This window comes from Shewanella waksmanii, from assembly GCF_043643685.1.
GTDB lineage: Bacteria > Pseudomonadota > Gammaproteobacteria > Enterobacterales > Shewanellaceae > Shewanella > Shewanella waksmanii_A.
Window position 1 is genome coordinate 306,839 of record NZ_JBHZSN010000004.1, and the last position, 19,161, is coordinate 325,999.

Genomic DNA, 19,161 nt, shown 5'->3' on the forward strand with positions numbered 1-19,161 from the left:
TAGCTAGGTTAACCTAAGCTGACTCATTTGTAATCAAAACAAAAAAGCACCGACCAAAGGCCGATGCTTTTACTTAACAATCGCGCTTAAAAATTACATTTATTGCGCTGTCATGTTGACCACTAAGCTTGCTCCTTGGCTATTTGGTGCACCATCGGCACTGACATAGTACCAGCCTTCTGCAGGCGAATTGACCGTAATTGATTCGCGATTACCACTGTTCTCAGATTTAGCATCAAAGGCCGACGCACTTGCCCATGTTGAACCATTGGCATAAACATTGACATTACCACTACCATGATCGGTATCGATTTGAATGCTCGCTGTCGCTGCAGGCACATAGAAGTAGTAGGCTGAATGGTCATCGGCGATACAAACAGCTTCACCAAAGGTCAGCCCACCATAACTATAAGGCGCTGATGTAGCACACGCATCTGCCACTACAGTCCCCCCGGTATCTCCACCGTTATCACCACCATTGTTACCACCATCACTCGGTGCTGATTGGCTAATGGTTAAACTCACCCCATCAAAAGCAGCACTAGCCACCGTTGACACATATACCCAACCACGGTTAGCCACAACGCTGATCAACTCATCATTTCCACTCGATGCTGACTGCGCGGTGTAGTTACTAGCACTTGCCCATGTATCTTGGTTAAAGTAAATATCAACATCGCCATTACCACCGGCTGTTGAGATGTATAGCTGAGTATTATCGCTATCTACATAGGTATAGAAATAATTCGTCCCCGTACCTGCGACACAAGCGGCTTCATCTTGATTAATGTTACCGTCGGTGGTTGTGGTCGCCCCGCAGTGCCCTATGGGTGCGCCACCGCCATTATCAGCATCAGCGTTGTCACCAATTCCGTTACCATTTTCATCAGCCCACTCGTTAGGATCGCTTGGGAAGGCATCGGAATTATCACCATAACCATCACCGTCGCTATCCGCGGTCTCTGTGGCATCATTTGGGAACGCATCGGCGTTATCACCTACCCCATCACCGTCAGAATCTTTCGTTTCAGTAGGATCTAGTGGGAAAGCATCTTCACTATCAATCACACCATCGCCATCACTGTCGACCGGGGTCGAGCCACCACCACTTAACGGTGTGTCATTACTACTTACGGTCAATAGCCAGTTGTTCCACTGCGTATCATATTGAGTACCAATATTGTTGTTGATATACGCTAACCAACCTGCTGCATCACCTGCTCTTGCCAGCACAAGTAGCTCTTCCACATCGCCGCGCTGCTCTTCAAACATAAAGCGAACGGCCAGATAACCCCAACGGTAAACTCGGTCAGTACCACTGTTATAAGTATTGGACAGAATTTCACTTAAGCTAAACTCCTGGGTGCGTGCAAGTGCGATCGCATCATCATTTCGGTTTTGTTGCGAAATATATTCAGCCAAACCTTCTGACCACCAAACCGATTTGCCCGTATCGATGTCAAAATAGTTAAACGCGCCATACAGGTTAAAACGACCGTCAAGATAATGGACATATTCGTGGCGCAGATTCCAAACGAGTATTTCGTCTGTCCATGTCGCTTCGTGGGCAATAAAGCGCGCTTGGTTACCCACTTGAGAAGGAGTACCTTCTAAGTACATGCCACCATTGTCAGTACTGATGCCAAAGATAGTGCCAGCATACTGATCATAGTCGTCATAACTATCGAAAATATTCACTTCAAGGTTAGTGTTATTGTCATCGGCGACGGGCTGATAACCTGTTGCCAACACATCATGGAACAAGATCTCTTCTTCACCCATTAAATCGCAAGACTGTTGTAGCTCGGCATTCGTCATCTGCTGAGCACGAATATTGATGGTACTGCTACAACTATAGTGAATTGAAAGCACTGTATCTTCTAACTCTTGCTCCCAGTTACAGATACCAAATTGCTCACATTGGCCAGGGTTATAGTAATCAAGATAACCGGCAGCATCAGCCCATTCTTTAGATAGTCGCTCAAACTTATTCATATAAGTTTCAGTACCAGTATTAAGCTCAGTTTTTAAGCTCAAAGGTAGGTTCCAATCAGCTTGATAGACATAGAAGCGACCAAACTCATGGAAAGCGTCAGAAGATTCCCAGCTATAGGCAGAGTTAATAATGTAATCAGACGTTGCAACTTTAAGCAGTGCAGCACGTAAATCGCCAAACTCCATGGCAGCTTGGGTATATTGGTTATCCCACTTGCCATAATACAATGTTGTTAACGCCTTGGTCATTGCGGTTCGGTGAGCAGGTACTGCAAGGTGCTCGGGAGTAAAACCATCAAGGTATTTAGTGATAGACGCTACGGATTCGTAAATGCTGTCGGCGCTATCCCATGCAATGAAAAACTCTTGTAAAGTGTTACCTTGCATATCTGTAGTGGCGTTAAAAACTGGATTAGCCGTATAAGCTATCAGCAAGTCTCGCAAGGCATTTGCAGGCTGATTATGACTGTAAGTTAACCCATTGTTGTAGTACTCAATATAAAAAGCACCACGCAAGAAATAGATAAGGTTTAACATTTCACTGCCAGTGCTACTGTCATAAGTCGCAGCCTGCGCTTTGGCAAAGTTGGCAACGTCAATGACATTTTGCGCTTGATAAGCGGCAACAGCCGTAGCGTCATTTTTTGAATAAAGCTCCGATATACACGCAAAATCTGCACTGCGGACAAAGTCATACAGCGCAGCGCCACTAAGGTTATTAAACTGCTCATAGCCATTACATGGATCCGCTTCCGCCTGCGGTCCCATATTTCCTTGTAGCCCTTGTGGCCCTTTTATTTGATTATTTTTATCCTGCTTAATACTAGAAAGGTGGCGCTGGGCGGTAGCCATTGATGCAGACTGACCAGGCTTACGGTCTACAATCGATGGATTGTTTTTTTGTGTTTGTGTTTGTGTAACTGGAGTCACCGCATCCTTGCCGTGTTGTAAACTGTTTGCAGATAGATTTGACGCTGGCACCAGTGCTGCTGAGCAGGCTAGCGCTAGCAGCGAGGCGCGAAATTTCCCGCGCGCACTAAACTGCTGTTGAGGTGATTTTTTCATGCTGATTCTCCAATCAAAAAGTCAGCAGGGCAAACGCCCTGCGGCAATGTTACTCAGTTCAGATACTTGGCGATTTCTCTACGGAAATATCTCAAGCTGCATTTGTTATTTTTTGAGAACAAAAAGTTAAATTTTTGTTACAAAATTATTTATAACAAATATTGTATGCAATATGCAACATTGGTAAGTCGAGATTTTTTTGCTTTAGTAGCAAAGGAATGAATAAATGCGATTGATAGCTGACTAAGATCAGTGGCTTAACTAACAAAAATCAGTGATTGAAAAACTTGTCAACGATGGCAATAAGGAAAAATCACTGGCTTAACACGTTGAACTTCGCCAAGATAAGCCGTTGTTTTACTATTTTCGAGTCATGAGTATGGAGTTTATTGTCGCTGTTGCCCTGTTTGCATTTTCATCGGGCATCACCCCGGGTCCCAACAACATTATGTTAATGACCTCTGGGGTTAATTTTGGCATCCAACGCTCACTGCCTCATTTAACTGGGATCTGCATTGGGTTTCCACTTATGGTTTTGGCCATTGGACTAGGACTATCTGGGCTGTTTAGCCAATATCCTGTGCTACATACCGTGATTAAATATATTGGTATCTGCTACTTGCTGTACCTTGCTTGGCTCATTGCTAACAGCAGTAGCAAAATGGATGGTGTAGTGAAAGCTAAACCATTAACCTTTATACAAGCTGCTGCATTTCAGTGGGTGAACCCGAAAGGTTGGATCATGGCCATTGGCGCAGTGGCAACATTTACTTCTATTGAGCAACCTTTAGTGCCACAAGTGATCAGCATTGCCAGTATTTTTCTCGCTGTTGCCCTGCCCTGCGCATTGGTTTGGCTTGGGTTTGGGATTGGCTTAAAGAAGTTACTTAAAAATCAACGCCAGCAACGGATATTCAATATCTCAATGGCACTCTTGCTTGTTGCCTCCATCATACCTATGATGGCTCCCCAATAATCCCAATTAAAAATAACACTATGAGTGCTGAGACGTTAACGCCCGCGCAGCAAACCAAAAACTGGGTTGAGCGCGTGATCATGAAATACAATATTTGCCCGTTTGCACGCCAAGAAGTACTCAACAATACCATTCACTACCAAACTGTTGAGGACACTGAACTATCTACCGTGTTGATGTCACTCATCAAAGCCTGCGAGACCCTTGATGAAAGTCCACAAATAGAAACGACACTATTTATTTTACCTCGTGGGTTTGAAGGTTTTTACAGCTATCTTGATTTAGTGGATATCGCTAATGATTTATTGATTGAACAAGGTTACGAAGGCATATATCAACTGGCCAGTTTCCATCCCGACTACTGTTTTGATGGCGAGCCCCAAGATAGTCCGGCCAATTTTACCAACCGCTCACCTTTTCCAACCCTTCACATCATTCGTGAAGCGAGCATGGAAAAAGCCCTTGCAGATTATGATGACCCAGAGTCTATTCCTGAGCGCAATATCGCCTTTGCCAACAAAAAAGGCAGTGACTTTTTTGTCAAATTATTATCAAGTTGCAGCAATAGCAAATAGCGACTCGCTTCATCTTTGGCGGCTTAATTTTATCTTTTTACGGAATCAATATGGCTAAAAAATACTACGTTATCTGGGCAGGAAGAAAAACTGGCATTTTCACTGACTGGCCAACGGCAAAAGCACAAGTAGACGGATTTGCAGGCGCTAAATACAAGTCATTTAAAACATTAGCGGAAGCCGAAGCTGCATTTGCGCAACAGCCGACACCAACCAGTAGTAAAGCCAAACAAACTACAACAGCAACCACGCAAAACCCCAGTAAGTCCGCCGCGCCAAACGCTGATATCGATATCTATACTGATGGCGGCTGTGAGCCTAATCCTGGCGAAGCTGGCTCTGGACTCGCCCTGTACCAACAAGGCCAGCTTGAGCAACTCTGGTTTGGCCTTTATCATCCAGATGGCACGAATAATAGCGCCGAATTAAATGCACTTTATCAGGCATTACTGCTGGCAGAAAAGTACATTCAATTGGGTAAACAAGTGCATATTCACAGTGATTCTCAATATGCATTAAATTGCGTCACCAACTGGGCATATGGTTGGAAAGCAAAAGGCTGGAAACGCAAAACAGCCGGAGATATAAAAAATTTACCGATTATCCAATCTGCCCATCAGCTATATGATCAACTTAAAACGCCATTAAAAATCAGTCATGTTGCCGCTCACATAGGTATTGAAGGTAATGAACTGGCCGATCGCATGTCTATTTACGCCATTGATCAAAAAAATAGTGACTTTAGCCAGTTTCCTGCACCCTATGATATTGACGATATTCTTAGCTTACGCACTGGCTAAGGGTTTTCTACTTGTAGTGTTGTCTGATATTGATGCATCAATTGTTGCCAGTTTTTCATAGCCACCAACTGAGAAATCAAGGTTTCCACCACTTGATGTAAGTGCGGCGCCTCTATAGGCGCCAGAAAATGGCGGGTATATATGTCATGTGGTTTAGAAGAGAAATACAACTCCTGATTGGTTTTCAATAAGGTTTGATAATAAATAGTGGTGGCTCGAGACACGATGGCGCAATCAAAGCGCTTTTTAAGCAACATTTTTAATAGCCGTGATTCATTAGAGGTATCAATTCGTGTTGCTAGCCCCTGCGCAACCAAGTTATCTACCGTGTGATATCGAAAACCACTGATCCCGCCGATTTGTTTATCGACTAACGACGCTTTACCTTGGTATTCAAATGGCTTACTTCGGTGGGAAAGAAACTCATCTTGGTCTAGCATAAACGCAGCAGTCCACAAATATTTCTTTTTTTCACGGTCTTGAAACCACACTGGATTCACGCCAATCACCAAACCATCAAACTCATGTTGTTCCAATTGGTAATTTAACCGTTTACGTGGAATATAAGAGACTTGAAAATCATACTCTTGCTGTTGTTGATTAAAGAAGCGCGCCACTTCATAGAATAAGCCAATTTGCTTTTGCGAGTCGACCACATAAGGCGGCATATAATGGTAGGTATAAAGTGGCACAACTTGTCTTTGAGCATCAGACGCCTGTCCCTGCCCAGCTATGCACCACATTAACAACACTATTAGCCAATACCTCAAAAGCAACTCCAAATCTGCCACTATTTAAAGTTAACGCTGATTCTCAACTAAGCAAGTTCGGCAGCTTAATTGAACAAGATAATCTTGACCCGTTTAGATGAACTGATGAAAGACAATTGATAGGCTTACCTAACGAATACCTGATAATATTAGACCGTTGATTTATCATTAAAAACATCGTTTCCCAAGCACATAAAAAAGCGCCTACTATCTAGGATAATAGGCGCTTGACATAATAACTATAAGCTAATGCCTGTATGGCACTCTGACCCAACCTTCCATGAGTATTCGAGCACTGCGGCTCATCGATGCTTGAGTCACCACCCACCCTTGTGCAGACAACTGTGCCTTTGCGCCCACTTTTAAGGTGCCAGAAGGATGGCCAAAATTAACACTGTCTAGCGGCAATGGCGACTGACTCAAGGCAAAATTAGCACTGGCTGCTAAATTGACCAAGGTTCCCGGTATCGCGGCTGCGGTACCAATGGCTACCGCCGCGGTTCCCATCATGGCATGGTGTAACTTACCCATTGACAATGCCCGGACATTAAAATCAATATCATCGGCAGCCACCTGTTTACCGCTTGATGCAAGATAAGTCGACGACGGCGAGACAAAGGCGATTTTGGGCGTATGTTGGCGACCTGCTGCCTCACTAACATCATTAATCAGCCCCATACGCACTGCGCCAATAGCTCGAAGTGCCTCAAACATGGCTAATGCATCGACATCATTGTTGATTTCATCTTGCAGCTCGTCACCGCGATAACCAATATCATCAGCATTAACAAAAATAGTCGGGATACCCGCATCAATCATAGTGGCCCTGATCTCAGCGCCATTAAACACATCATCGGGCAAGCGAAGCGTATCAACCACCTTTCCTGTCGGGAACAACTGACTCATCTCTCCAGCTTTAGGCATAGCAGCGGGTTCATTAAAATCAACACCGATTTCTGCCGCCGCAAAGGTCACACCATCAAGTTCAAAATCGCCAGTTTCTTGCACTTGGCCAGCAGTGATTGGCACATGGGCGATGATGGTTTTATTGATATTGGCCTGCCAAATGCGCACAGACAATACACCGTTCTCAATCATTTTGTCGGCACTGATTAAACCAGCATGCACCGCAAACGCGCCAACGGCGGCAGATAAATTACCACAATTGCCACTCCAATCGACAAACGCTTTATCAATCGCCACTTGGCCAAATAGATAATCCACGTCATGATCATCGCGGCTACTTGCAGAGACAATCACCGTTTTACTGGTACTTGAGGTCGCCCCGCCCATGCCATCGGTATGTTTGCCATAGGGATCTGGACTACCAATGACCCGAAGTAATAGCTCATCTCTTGCGGCTCCTGCAACCTGTGCTGCTGGTGGTAAATCAGATAAAGAGAAAAATACCCCTTTACTGGTACCGCCACGCATGTAAGTTGCTGGCACACGAATTTGCGGCGCGAAACTGGTTATGCTCATTCACTGTCCCCTTTTTCGAGAAAGTCTTTAGCAAATCGCTGCAGTACACCGCCCGCTTCATAAATCGATAACTCTTCTTGGGTATCAAGTCGACACTTAACCGCAATGTTGACTTGCTCACCGTTACGCCTTGTCATGATTAAAGTGAGCTCTGCACCCGGAGTTCGCTCACCAACAACATCATAAGTCTCGCTACCATCAATTTGATAGGTATGGCGATTGTCACCGTTGGTAAATTCAAGTGGCAATACCCCCATTCCCACTAGGTTGGTTCGATGAATACGCTCAAACCCTTCTGCGACAATGACCTCAACCCCCGCTAAACGCACGCCTTTTGCTGCCCAGTCTCGACTCGAGCCTTGACCATAATCAGCACCAGCAATGATGATTAGCGGTTGTTTACGTTCCATGTAGGTTTCAATCGCCTCCCACATGCGTGACACTTGGCCTTCAGGTTCTATTCTCGCTAAAGACCCTTGCTTCACTTGGCCGTTTTCTTTCACCATTTCATTGAACAGTTTCGGATTAGCAAATGTCGCTCGTTGTGCTGTGAGGTGATCGCCGCGGTGGGTGGCATAGGAGTTAAAGTCAGCTTCTGGCAGCCCCATTTTGTGCAGGTATGCACCCGCGGCGCTGTCTAACATAATCGCATTAGACGGTGATAAATGGTCAGTGGTAATGTTGTCACCCAATACCGCTAAAGGACGCATACCTTTCATGGTTCTTTCGCCTGCTAGGGCACCTTCCCAATATGGAGGTCGACGAATATAGGTACTCTGTGGGCGCCAGTCATACAAAGGTTTAGTTTGGTGTTCAGCATTGCCATAGTCGACTTTTATGTCAAACATAGGTTGATAAACTTGGCGGAAATGCTCAGGTTTAACACTGGCTGCAATCACCGCGTCAATTTCTTCATCCGATGGCCAGATATCTTTTAAGGTTACCGCTTGTCCCTCATTGTCATAACCTAACACGTCTTTTTCGATATCAAATCGGACTGTTCCGGCAATCGCATAGGCAACCACTAACGGCGGCGAAGCCAAAAATGCTTGCTTGGCGTATGGATGAATACGGCCGTCAAAGTTTCGGTTTCCAGATAGTACAGCAGTAGCGTATAGATCCCGATCGATCACTTCTTGCTGAATCACCGGGTCGAGCGCGCCACTCATGCCGTTACAGGTGGTGCAAGCAAAGGCGACAATACCAAAACCAAGCTGTTCCAGTTCAGGAAGCAGCTTCGCTTCTTCTAAATAAAGTTGTACTGCTTTAGAGCCCGGCGCAAGTGATGTTTTTACCCAAGGTTTACGACTCAGACCTTTGGCATTGGCATTACGCGCTAATAAGCCTGCAGCAATCACGTTGCGCGGATTACTGGTGTTAGTACAGCTGGTTATCGCGGCGATAATACACGCGCCATCAGGCATTAACCCAGGTTCGTTTTCAACTTCGCCACTAATGCCTTGTGCTGCAAGATCCGTTGTTGCAACCCGTTTATGAGGATTAGATGGACCCGCAATATTACGCCCGACACTGGACAAATCAAACTGCAGTACCCGCTCATATTGCGCAGTATCTAATGCATCCGCCCACAAACCGGTTTGTTTGGCATAGGTTTCAACTAGTTTAACTTGCTCATCATCACGGCCAGTTAAGGTTAAGTAATCTATGGTTTTTTCATCGATATAGAACATCGCAGCAGTGGCGCCAAATTCCGGCGTCATATTCGAGATAGTGGCTCTGTCTCCTAGGGTCAATGCTCTTGCACCATCGCCAAAAAACTCCAGGTAGGAGGAAACAACACGCTGCTCTCGTAAAAACTCGGTAATGGCCAATACGATGTCCGTTGCCGTGATACCACTTTGGCGCTCACCCACTAACTCAACACCAATAATGTCTGGCAAACGCATATAAGAGGCGCGACCTAGCATCACACTTTCTGCTTCAAGACCGCCAACCCCAATGGCAATAACACCAAGGGCATCTACATGGGGGGTATGGCTATCGGTACCCACTAGCGTATCAGGGAAAGCAACACCATCACGGGCATGAACCACAGGGGACATCTTCTCGAGATTAATTTGATGCATAATGCCATTACCAGGCGGGATCACATCAATATTCTCAAATGCAGTTTTGGTCCAATTAATAAAATGAAAACGGTCTTCATTACGACGGTCTTCAATAGCACGATTCTTTTCAAATGCATCGGGTTCAAACCCCGCATGCTCAACGGCTAAAGAGTGATCCACAATTAACTGGGTCGGCACAACCGGGTTGACCTTTGAAGGATCACCACCTTTTGCGGCAATGGCATCACGTAAGCCCGCCAAGTCCACCAGCGCGGTTTGCCCTAAAATATCGTGACATACGACACGAGCGGGAAACCATGGGAAGTCGAGGTCGCGTTTGCGTTCAATGATTTGTTGTAGCGACGCAGTGAGTTTCTCAGGCTCACAACGTCGCACTAAGTTCTCAGCGAGCACACGAGATGTATAAGGCAAGGACGCGTAAGCGCCTGGTTTAATCGCATCTACCGCAGCTTGGGTGTCAAAGTAATCTAACCCGGTATCCGCTAACGGCTTTCTATATTGGCTGTTCATATGCAGTTCCCCAAAAAAATGAATACCGATGCCACAGCAATTAAGTCTGTGGCACCGCAAAGGTTTGTTAGCGTTCAGCTATGGGGGTGACTTTACGTGGCTCACTGCCGATGTAGTCAGCACTTGGACGAATAATACGGTTGTTGCTGCGTTGCTCCATCACATGAGCAGCCCAACCAGTTAATCGAGAACAAACAAAAATAGGGGTAAACAACTTAGTGGGTATGCCCATAAAATGATAGGCCGACGCATGGAAGAAATCAGCATTACAGAACAGTTTCTTGGTGTCCCACATGTACTCTTCACAGGCGACGGAAATGTCATACAAGCTGGTATCACCAAACTCATGGGCCAGTTTTTCCGACCAAGCTTTAATGATCACGTTACGTGGATCAGAAGTACGATAAATTGCATGACCAAAGCCCATGATCTTCTCTTTACGCTCAAGCATACCGGCCATTTGCGTTTTGGCATCTTCAGGTGATGTGAACTTTTGGATCATATCCATTGCCGCTTCATTTGCACCGCCATGAAGTGGACCACGCAGCGTACCAATTGCGCCAGTAATACAAGAGAACATATCTGACAATGTCGATGCACAAACACGGGCGGTAAAGGTCGAGGCGTTAAACTCATGCTCTGCATACAGAATAAGCGACACGTCCATGACGCGGCGATGTTGTTCAGACGGTGTCGTGCCATTTAGCAAACGTAAAAAGTGGCCGCCAATCGAGTCTTCTTCACTGTTACAGTCTATCTCTACACCATCGTGCGAATAGCGATACCAGTAACACATAATAGCCGGAAACGCGGCTAGTAAGCGGTTGGCTGCACGGCTTTGTTCGCTAAAGTCATTTTCGGGCTCTAGATTACCTAAAAATGAGCAACCGGTACGCATGACATCCATAGGGTGAGCATCTTGCGGAATACGCTGCAACACTTCTTTTAATGCCTGAGGCAAGTCGCGCATGGTTTTCAGCTCTGCCTTGTATGTCGCCAGCTGATCGACGGTGGGTAGTTCACCGTTAAATAGCAGATAAGCAACCTCTTCAAAGGTCGCATTGTCTGCAAGATCTGATACATCATACCCGCAGTAAGTTAATCCACTACCTGATTTACCCACAGTACATAATGCGGTTTCACCTGCACTTTGACCACGTAGACCTGCTCCACCTAACTTCTTATCAACCATGACGCTCTCCTCAATCGATTTGTAACCGCTAAACCACGCTGTCTTCCTGACGAACGTTTGATTTGGGTTATCTTATTGTGTTGCTTTTTGCATTTATTAACGGTGGTATGCAGTTGACACACCACCGTAGGGCTTGTTCTATAACGCTAAAAACTTATTTGTTTTTACCTTCGCTAAATAGCGCATCAAGCTTTTGCTCGTAAGCGTGATAACCTAGGTAATCGTATAACTCCATGCGAGTTTGCATGGTGTCAACCACCGCCTTTTGATCGCCATCATTTAATATGCTGCTGTATACCAACTCAGCAGCTTTATTCATCGCTCTAAAGGCACTCAGTGGATACAACACCATGGCGCATCCCCACTCACCAAGTTGTTGCTTATTCCACAACTCCGTTTGACCGAACTCGGTGATATTGGCCAAGATAGGTACATCTAAGGCTTCGCTAAACGCGCGATAGTGTTCTTCTGTTTTCACTGCTTCTGCAAATATACCGTCGGCACCAGCGGCCACATAGGCTTTAGCTCTTTCAATGGCCGCTTCTAACCCTTCTTGAGCAAATGCATCGGTACGGGCCATGATGAAAAAGTCAGGATCTGTTCGCGCATCTACCGCAGCTTTAATGCGATCAACCATCTCTTCACAGGAGACAATCTCTTTATTTGGTCGATGACCACAACGTTTCTGCGCAACCTGATCTTCCATGTGCACTGCCGCAGCGCCGGCCTTTTCCATATCACGAATGGTTTTGGCAATATTAAAAGCGCCGCCCCAGCCAGTATCAATGTCAACCATCAGCGGCAAGTCACATGCTGCGGTAATACGCTGCACATCAACAATGACGTCATTGAGTGAAGTCATGCCTAAATCCGGTAAACCATAAGAGGCATTGGCAACGCCACCACCTGACAAATAAATGGCTTGATGGCCGATCTGCTTAGCCATCATCGCTGAATAAGCGTTAATGGTACCGACTATCTGTAATGGTTGGTTGTCCGCTAATGCTTGACGAAACTTTTTTCCTGCGCTCATGGTGTTGCTCTCTTATAATTGGCTAACAATTTAGGTTAATTTTGCTTCTATATTATTTTTGGAATACATGATGTGGCGTCGCATTAGCATTTCAGCTAATTCTTCATCACGATTGCTGATGGCATTGACAATATTTCGGTGCTCATCAAAGGCTGTTGTCACTCGCGGACCAGCCATGCCTAGTTGCACCCGATACATCCGCACCAAGTGATAGATACCATTAGTCAACATATTGATTAGGTGGTGATTCTTGCTGCCAATGATGATCCGGTAGTGAAAGTCGACATCACCAGCCTCTTGATAATAGGATTCCCCGGTTTTGACTTTATCGAAGTGGTTATTCAATAACCCATTAAGATCGGCAATCTCTTCATCAGACATGTTTTTGGCCGCCAGCCGCGCCGCCATACCTTCTAGCGCTTCGCGCACTTGATAAAGCTCAACCAGTCCTGCTGCAGTTAAAGATGCAACACGAGCCCCGACATTCGCCTTACGCTCAACAATTCGACAAGACTCTAGGCGGTTTATTGCTTCACGAATGATGGCACGACTCACTTGATACTTTGTCGACAATTCAGCTTCACTAAGCTTAGTCCCGGCAACAATCACCCCCTCAACAATGTCTTGACGCAATTGTATGAAGGTTTTATCCGCCGCAGTTACCGGTTGCTCAGAAAAGAAACTCATTTGACCTAGCTCACAAAAATAACGAATTGTCGACAATGTAGGCAAATATATGCGTAAGGTCAAGCTAAAACCCAACAGATTGTCGACAAAATCAACATCTCACTGAATTAGTCGCCACTCAACTAGCTGCAAAACCGGATGTGCGCGGGTTCTTGCAAAAAAATTGCGCACAATTTATACGCTTATAGACATTAGTCGCATAACAAGGGCAAATAGTAGAACTAAAGGTAGGAGTTACCCCTAAAGCTGTGCGACAATCCGCGCCATGAAAATCTATCGTCATATCCACAGAGCCCCTGTGCGGGTGTTACGGATTGGCCATCGTCGATTTTGGTTGCGACTCAAGCGAGATATGTTGGTACTAAAAGATGCCCTGTCGCAAGAGACTCAAGAAACCAAAGACATGTTGGTGATCTACAAGCGCTATACCCGTAATAGTGCAAGCAAAGAAGAGTTGGCAGAAGCTAATAAACAATTAGCCGATCTGATCAAGGGCTTAGGACTCGGTGTGTTTGCCGTACTGCCATTTGCTCCCATCACTATTCCTGTGGTGGTCAAGCTAGGTAAACTGGTTAAAGTCGATATTTTACCCAGCTCATTTAATAATTTAGCCCAGCGCAAAGCAGAACTTAATCGTCATAAACAGAAACTAAAACAAGCTGGTGAAAAAGGCATCAGTAAATAGTCGCTGGCTTTACCCCCTACCAAATACCCTGCTAATCTAGCCGTTAACTTTTGTATGACCTATAAGTGAAGCGCGCAATGACAAGCTCTAAAACAACTCAGCTAATTGTACATAGCAAAGATGGTACTCCTCTACATATTATTAGCAGCGACCAATATCCAACTTGGCTAGACAAGCAGCCACAACAAGTCAAAAACTGGCTAACTACCACTAATTTTAATGGCAAGGGCCACAGTATCATTCCCAATACTGAAGGTGCATTAGATCAGGTCATTTTAGTCAGCAATGATATCGAGTCATACTGGTTGTGTGGTGATTTAGTCAATCAATTACCGGCTGGGCATTACCACTTAGCCGCCGATACGACACTGTCAAAAGTGGCAGCATTTAGCTGGGGATTAGGCGCATACAAATTTGATCGATATAAACAAAATGACAAACAGTACCCAGTGTTAACCATCGACAATGCCCAACTGGTTGATGAATGCCAGAAACTGGTACGTTCAGTTAGCTTAGTGCGCGATTTAGTCAATACCCCTGCTGCCGATATGATGCCGCAACACTTAGGTGAAACCATGACTGCGTTAGCTGAAGAGTTTGGCGCAAATATCAATCAAATTATTGGTGATGAGTTACTTGAGCAAAATTATCCAACCATTCATATGGTTGGCCGTGCAAGCGCCAACCAACCAAGATTAATTGACTTAACTTGGGGTGATGAAAATGCCCCTAAAGTAACCCTAGTGGGTAAAGGCGTTTGTTTTGATTCTGGCGGTCTTGATCTTAAACCTGGTGCGGGTATGCGATTGATGAAGAAAGATATGGGTGGCGCAGCCCATGTTATCGGTCTTGCTCATCAAATCATGGCATCAAACCTACCCATTCGCTTACGCGTGTTGGTACCGGCGGTGGAAAATGCGGTATCGGACAATGCGTTTCGCCCAGGAGATGTGATTAAAACCCGTAAAGGCCTGACGGTTGAAATTGATAATACCGACGCCGAAGGTCGCCTGGTGTTATGTGACGCCTTGGCAGAAGCCAACAATGATAAACCAGAGCTGATGATTGACTTTGCAACCTTAACCGGCGCAATGCGTATTGCACTGGGTACTGAGTTACCGGGCTTTTTCAGCAATGATGACGCTGTTGCCGCGGCGATGACAGAATCAGGTCTAGCGGTACAAGATCCGATTTGGCGTATGCCGTTACATAAGCCCTATCTAGAACTCACCGGCAGTGATATTGCTGATATCGCCAACTGTGCCAAGACACCTTTTGGCGGCGCGATCACTGCAGCGCTATATTTAGAAGCCTTTGTTGATGATGACATTAGCTGGAGTCACTTTGACGTAATGGCTTGGAATAACCGTCAACTACCTGGACGCCCAATCGGTGGTGAAGCATTTGGTATTCGGGCGGTATTTGATTACTTACAAAATCGTTTCGGCCAATAGGTGAATCTCACCCACAAAAAACGCAGGTAATGACCTGCGTTTTTATATGCTTTATTTAAACAATATCGCTGTTTTCAGTGGAGAATCATCACTGTTTTTTCAACACGCTAGCCATATCGGGCACCACAGTGACCGGATCGAGTCGCATTTGATACCAATTGATGCGCCAATCTAAATGAGGACCGGTGGCTCGCCCTGTTGCACCAACCTCGGCAATTGGTTCACCTTGCTTTATCACTTGTCCTGGTTCGACATAAAGCTTGCTTAAGTGCAAAAAGCTCGAACTGACCCCATAGCCATGATCCAAAATAATCGTGCCGCCGGAATAGAACATGTCGGCAACGGCCAATGTGATCACCCCATCTTGCGGCGCAACCACCACAGTGCCCGTTTTAGCAGCCACATCCACACCATAATGCGGATTGCCAGGTTTACCGTTATATACACGTTGGCTGCCATAAACACCTGAAATGCGGCCGGTTAGGGGCCAGATAAAGTCTTGGCTAAACGCTTGTTGCGCTGAAAAGGTATTGCGCGCTGCTTTAACTTGTTTGCTGTCTTTGGCTGCGCGCGCCTGGGCTTTAGGATCTGGCTTCATGATTTTCTTGGCAATGCCATTAACGCGATCGATTTTGTATTGCTTCTCGCTGATGGTTAACGGCTTAATCTGAGTCAATCCATCAGGGTAAACTAAACTCAGTTGTTGCGATAACTTTGCCTGACGTTCAAAACCGAAAACAAATTTGCCATCTGGCGTCACGTCAATATCAACATCGTTAAGTCTTACTTGGGTGCCAGGAAGGGTTTCACCGCGAATCAACGCGCCCTGCTCCATCTTGCCATGCAACTGCACTTGAGCCTGAGTGGGTAAACTCAATCCAAGCAGCATTAACCCACTGACCAACATCGCTTGTACTGCACTACGCTGACGATAAACTCTCGATTGATTCAAAACCATTCCTTATGATGAAAACTCACTTCAATTAAGCCAAATCAAACCTGTAAACCCACTGGTACTGAGCCAAACTGCACTGTGTTAACCTTGTTGCCCTTTTACCGCAATAGCACCTTTACCAATCCCTTCATAGGCAATCACTTTAAATTCACTTTGCGGCGTTTGGGCTGCCAAGGTGCTAGCAATAAAGTCAGCAAGCAACTCAACGGTGGTGTCATGGGGGATGATTTCACAGCGTTTCTTAGGCATCGCTAGCTGAAACTCACCTTGTGGCGCAATATAACTGAAGCCATAATGGGTATCATCGGTAGCCACACTTTGTGCCGATAAACTCATTTCGCTCACAGCAACCACATCTTCATCGGTACCTAAATAAATATCCTGCCAACGCTTGGCCCATTGCTCATCAAGCTTGGGCGCAGGAATACCATTTTCAAAAATATTAATTGGGCTGCGATGGCCATGCGCGATGCGCTGACAATTACCATTGTGTTTCTTCAACCCATGGGAATAGTGGTAAAACGGCGCATCATGAATCTCATTGCGCAAAGTTAATGCGATGCCGTCAACATTATCAGGTAACACTTCTTTTAATGCTTTTTGCAAAAACGCATTGACGCTATCAAAATCGATGATCTCGGTGGGGATCAAAGCGAACGCTTGAGACGGGCATGCCAAATGGATACTGCCTTTAAGGCTATTGAAATCCATCCATACTCTATCCCCTTGCTGCTGCCATCTAACTTCAGCACACGCAGTGGGGATTAGCAGACGATGGTCTGCAACATCGTCAATGGTGTCTTTAATGGTGCGTTTTACTTTCGAAAAGTCTAACACCATATTTTGATCGTCTAGGCCACCATCCAGTAACACATCGACAATCCAACTTTCTCCCACCATACCTCTAATTGGGCAAAGGTAAGAAAAATCAATGACAGTTAAATCTCTAACAAACAGTTGCATCTTTTCTCCTAGGCAGAAAAACAGTCCACCTTAAATACCGCCCATAAGCAACATGCCAAGGGCTCTACGCTAATGCAATGCCATCATTCATGCTGTGATGCTGACATGATGAACAATGAATGCAAAGCAGAGGCGAATTATACCTATGAAAATGCCAAAGATTAACTACTGACGCAAGATAATCCCCATCATGATGTTAATCCCAGCAAATTACTGCTTACCAAACGGCGAGTGGCTTATACCAACCAAATAAAAAAGGCGCTCTTTTGAGCGCCTTTTTAATGGGTATATCTGTCATGCAGTCACTGTCAAGCAAGCCTTTCACTCAGCCTAATGACCGCCCTTTAGACGACGATCTAGCTGATCTTTCAAGTTAGCGGGTACACCCTTAATCAAGATAGAATCTGAAATCGGATCGTAAATAACCCGCTCACCCAAATGAGCACCATCAAAGCTCAAGGTCACGCCACCACCAGTACCCGAAAACTTCTTCAACTGTCTCAAGGTGGGCTTATCACCAGGAAATTCATCCTCTAATTCATAATCGCCGCCTTGGGCGAAATCGTAAAAGGAGTCCATACCTGAGTCTGCAAGTTCATCGGCTAAATCTTTAAGCTCAATGTCTGCTCCCACCTCAACACGCTCGGTGCAATACTCGAACACCTTTTCGCGCGCCTGCTGACGCTCATCCTTAGTCAACTCACTGCTGGCTACAAAGTCTTCAACCGCGTTCATCAACTGCTTGTTTTGAACTTTGGTGTTCACACCCTCAACACACCCCATAAAATCAAGGAAGAAATCCGCCACTTTGCGACCCGCTCTGCCACGAACAAAGGAGATATACTTTTTCGAGTCAGGCTCAGCCTGCCACTCTGTTAGATCAATCCGGGCAGCTAATTGCACATTGTTTAGATCTAAATGGGTGTTTTGCGACAGCTCCATATCATCCAATACGGTCATCGATGATTTAGCGTTAAGCAGCGAGACAAACAGATAATCACTGGTCATGTAGGTATAACAGGACAACAACAGAAAGCCGCCTTGACTAAAATCATACTTGGCGAGCTCTTCTTGCAGCAACTTACCAGCAATACTAGAAAACTCAACAAAGCCTAATTCACCATTACGATACTCGGTAAGTGCGTCTTTAAACTTCGGGTTCGCCTCACCGTCATCACCATGAGTACCAAAATGACCAAAACCTTTACCTGCTTTAGTCGTATAAGTTTGATGCAGCTCGTCTAGCATGGTTTCGACTGCTTGACTGTTTAGCAAAGGTTGTGGGCGCAATCGGCAACTTAGCTGGCCTTCACCATCTTGAGAGATAGCATGAATAATTGCTTGTTCAACGTTAATACTCATAAGCCTCGACTTAAATAATTGTGGCTATTTTCCGCAGAAAATAATCACCATAATGGTTACATTTGCCTAAACAAAAACCAACGGCTGGCAAATTTATCTAAGCTCGACATCATACCAGACCTAAGTGATAAATCTATCTTGGTATTACTCGCTGAATTTGCGCGAGTTGCAGATAAAAACATACGGCACCGCGGCCTAAAATACGCTATCATAGCCAGTTATTTCGTATTACCAGTGAACACTGTTTAAAATTATGGCAATTCAATCAAAATATTCTAATACCCAAGTTGAAACTATCATCGCAGAACTGCTTGCTGTTTTAGCAAAACATGACGCACCAACAGATTTAAGCCTGATGGTGTTGGGTAATTGTGTCACCGATCTTCTAGAACGCAAAGTCCCTGCTGAAGCACGACAAGCTGTAGCAGAGCAATTTGCCAAAGCATTAGCGCAATCAGTAAAAGGCTAATTACCCAACTCGGTAAAGACAAACACGGTAAAGACAACTTGCAAACTTTGCCAGTCATCTATTACTCGCGTACAGTAGACAATAATACGCATAAGAAC

At 45.3% G+C, this 19,161-nt stretch carries 16 protein-coding genes; 6 read left to right on the forward strand and 10 right to left on the reverse strand.

Annotated elements, in window-relative coordinates; all coding sequences use genetic code 11:
* Positions 1 to 99: 99 nt before the first annotated feature.
* Positions 100 to 3,060, reverse strand: a complete 2,961-nt coding sequence (locus tag ACHUFW_RS08280; protein WP_394202111.1) for a M9 family metallopeptidase — start codon at positions 3,058 to 3,060, stop codon at positions 100 to 102.
* 379 nt (positions 3,061 to 3,439) lie between these two features.
* On the opposite strand from ACHUFW_RS08280, the gene ACHUFW_RS08285 reads away from it, so the two are divergent.
* Genes ACHUFW_RS08285 through ACHUFW_RS08295 form a run of 3 tightly spaced genes read left to right on the forward strand, consistent with a single transcriptional unit; the run spans position 3,440 to position 5,411 of the window.
* The gene (locus ACHUFW_RS08285; RefSeq protein WP_394202113.1) at positions 3,440 to 4,036 is read left to right on the forward strand and encodes a LysE family translocator; all 597 of its coding nucleotides are present in this window, start codon (positions 3,440 to 3,442) and stop codon (positions 4,034 to 4,036) included.
* Between the two features lie 20 nt (positions 4,037 to 4,056).
* Positions 4,057 to 4,611 carry a DUF1415 domain-containing protein gene (locus ACHUFW_RS08290; RefSeq protein WP_394202115.1) on the forward strand — a complete coding sequence of 185 codons (555 nt, stop codon included), beginning with the start codon at positions 4,057 to 4,059 and terminating at the stop codon, positions 4,609 to 4,611.
* A gap of 50 nt (positions 4,612 to 4,661) precedes the next feature.
* Positions 4,662 to 5,411, forward strand: coding sequence for a ribonuclease H1 domain-containing protein (locus ACHUFW_RS08295; RefSeq protein WP_394202117.1), 750 nt, complete (start codon positions 4,662 to 4,664; stop codon positions 5,409 to 5,411).
* Here ACHUFW_RS08295 and ACHUFW_RS08300 read toward each other — a convergent pair.
* From ACHUFW_RS08300 to ACHUFW_RS08325, 6 genes are all read right to left on the reverse strand, one after another.
* Complete coding sequence (locus tag ACHUFW_RS08300; RefSeq protein WP_394202118.1) at positions 5,408 to 6,154, reverse strand: ABC transporter substrate-binding protein; 747 nt, start codon at positions 6,152 to 6,154, stop codon at positions 5,408 to 5,410. The genes ACHUFW_RS08295 and ACHUFW_RS08300 overlap by 4 nt on opposite strands.
* A 273-nt stretch (positions 6,155 to 6,427) precedes the next feature.
* Positions 6,428 to 7,663 carry a 2-methylaconitate cis-trans isomerase PrpF gene (gene prpF / locus ACHUFW_RS08305; protein WP_394202119.1) on the reverse strand — a complete coding sequence of 412 codons (1,236 nt, stop codon included), beginning with the start codon at positions 7,661 to 7,663 and terminating at the stop codon, positions 6,428 to 6,430.
* The gene (acnD, locus tag ACHUFW_RS08310) at positions 7,660 to 10,263 is read right to left on the reverse strand and encodes a Fe/S-dependent 2-methylisocitrate dehydratase AcnD (RefSeq protein WP_394202121.1); all 2,604 of its coding nucleotides are present in this window, start codon (positions 10,261 to 10,263) and stop codon (positions 7,660 to 7,662) included. Before acnD ends, prpF begins: the two co-directional genes overlap by 4 nt.
* 67 nt (positions 10,264 to 10,330) lie before the next feature.
* Complete coding sequence (gene prpC, locus ACHUFW_RS08315) at positions 10,331 to 11,455, reverse strand: bifunctional 2-methylcitrate synthase/citrate synthase (RefSeq protein WP_394202122.1); 1,125 nt, start codon at positions 11,453 to 11,455, stop codon at positions 10,331 to 10,333.
* A 154-nt stretch (positions 11,456 to 11,609) separates the two neighbouring features.
* Complete coding sequence (prpB, locus tag ACHUFW_RS08320; protein WP_394202124.1) at positions 11,610 to 12,488, reverse strand: methylisocitrate lyase; 879 nt, start codon at positions 12,486 to 12,488, stop codon at positions 11,610 to 11,612.
* Positions 12,489 to 12,518: 30 nt separating this feature from the next.
* On the reverse strand, positions 12,519 to 13,175 hold the full coding sequence (locus ACHUFW_RS08325; RefSeq protein ID WP_394202272.1) for a GntR family transcriptional regulator: 657 nt from the start codon (positions 13,173 to 13,175) through the stop codon (positions 12,519 to 12,521).
* 265 nt (positions 13,176 to 13,440) lie between these two features.
* Here ACHUFW_RS08325 and ACHUFW_RS08330 point away from each other — a divergent pair, with 265 nt between their 5' ends.
* Together ACHUFW_RS08330 and ACHUFW_RS08335 are read left to right on the forward strand one after the other, a co-directional pair.
* On the forward strand, positions 13,441 to 13,860 hold the full coding sequence (locus ACHUFW_RS08330) for a hypothetical protein (RefSeq protein WP_394202125.1): 420 nt from the start codon (positions 13,441 to 13,443) through the stop codon (positions 13,858 to 13,860).
* 77 nt (positions 13,861 to 13,937) lie between these two features.
* Positions 13,938 to 15,314 (forward strand): leucyl aminopeptidase family protein, encoded by a 1,377-nt coding sequence (locus ACHUFW_RS08335; RefSeq protein ID WP_394202127.1) that lies wholly within the window; start codon positions 13,938 to 13,940, stop codon positions 15,312 to 15,314.
* 88 nt (positions 15,315 to 15,402) lie between these two features.
* Here ACHUFW_RS08335 and ACHUFW_RS08340 read toward each other — a convergent pair whose 3' ends face one another.
* From ACHUFW_RS08340 to yejK, 3 genes are all read right to left on the reverse strand, one after another.
* Positions 15,403 to 16,221, reverse strand: a complete 819-nt coding sequence (locus ACHUFW_RS08340; RefSeq protein WP_394202274.1) for a M23 family metallopeptidase — start codon at positions 16,219 to 16,221, stop codon at positions 15,403 to 15,405.
* 129 nt (positions 16,222 to 16,350) lie between these two features.
* Positions 16,351 to 17,232, reverse strand: a complete 882-nt coding sequence (locus ACHUFW_RS08345) for a 6-carboxytetrahydropterin synthase (RefSeq protein WP_394202128.1) — start codon at positions 17,230 to 17,232, stop codon at positions 16,351 to 16,353.
* A gap of 330 nt (positions 17,233 to 17,562) precedes the next feature.
* Positions 17,563 to 18,594 (reverse strand): nucleoid-associated protein YejK, encoded by a 1,032-nt coding sequence (gene yejK / locus ACHUFW_RS08350; protein ID WP_394202130.1) that lies wholly within the window; start codon positions 18,592 to 18,594, stop codon positions 17,563 to 17,565.
* A gap of 253 nt (positions 18,595 to 18,847) precedes the next feature.
* Between yejK and ACHUFW_RS08355 the strand changes: the two genes are divergently transcribed.
* Positions 18,848 to 19,063 (forward strand): YejL family protein, encoded by a 216-nt coding sequence (locus tag ACHUFW_RS08355; RefSeq protein ID WP_394202132.1) that lies wholly within the window; start codon positions 18,848 to 18,850, stop codon positions 19,061 to 19,063.
* The last annotated feature ends 98 nt before the right edge of the window (positions 19,064 to 19,161 follow it).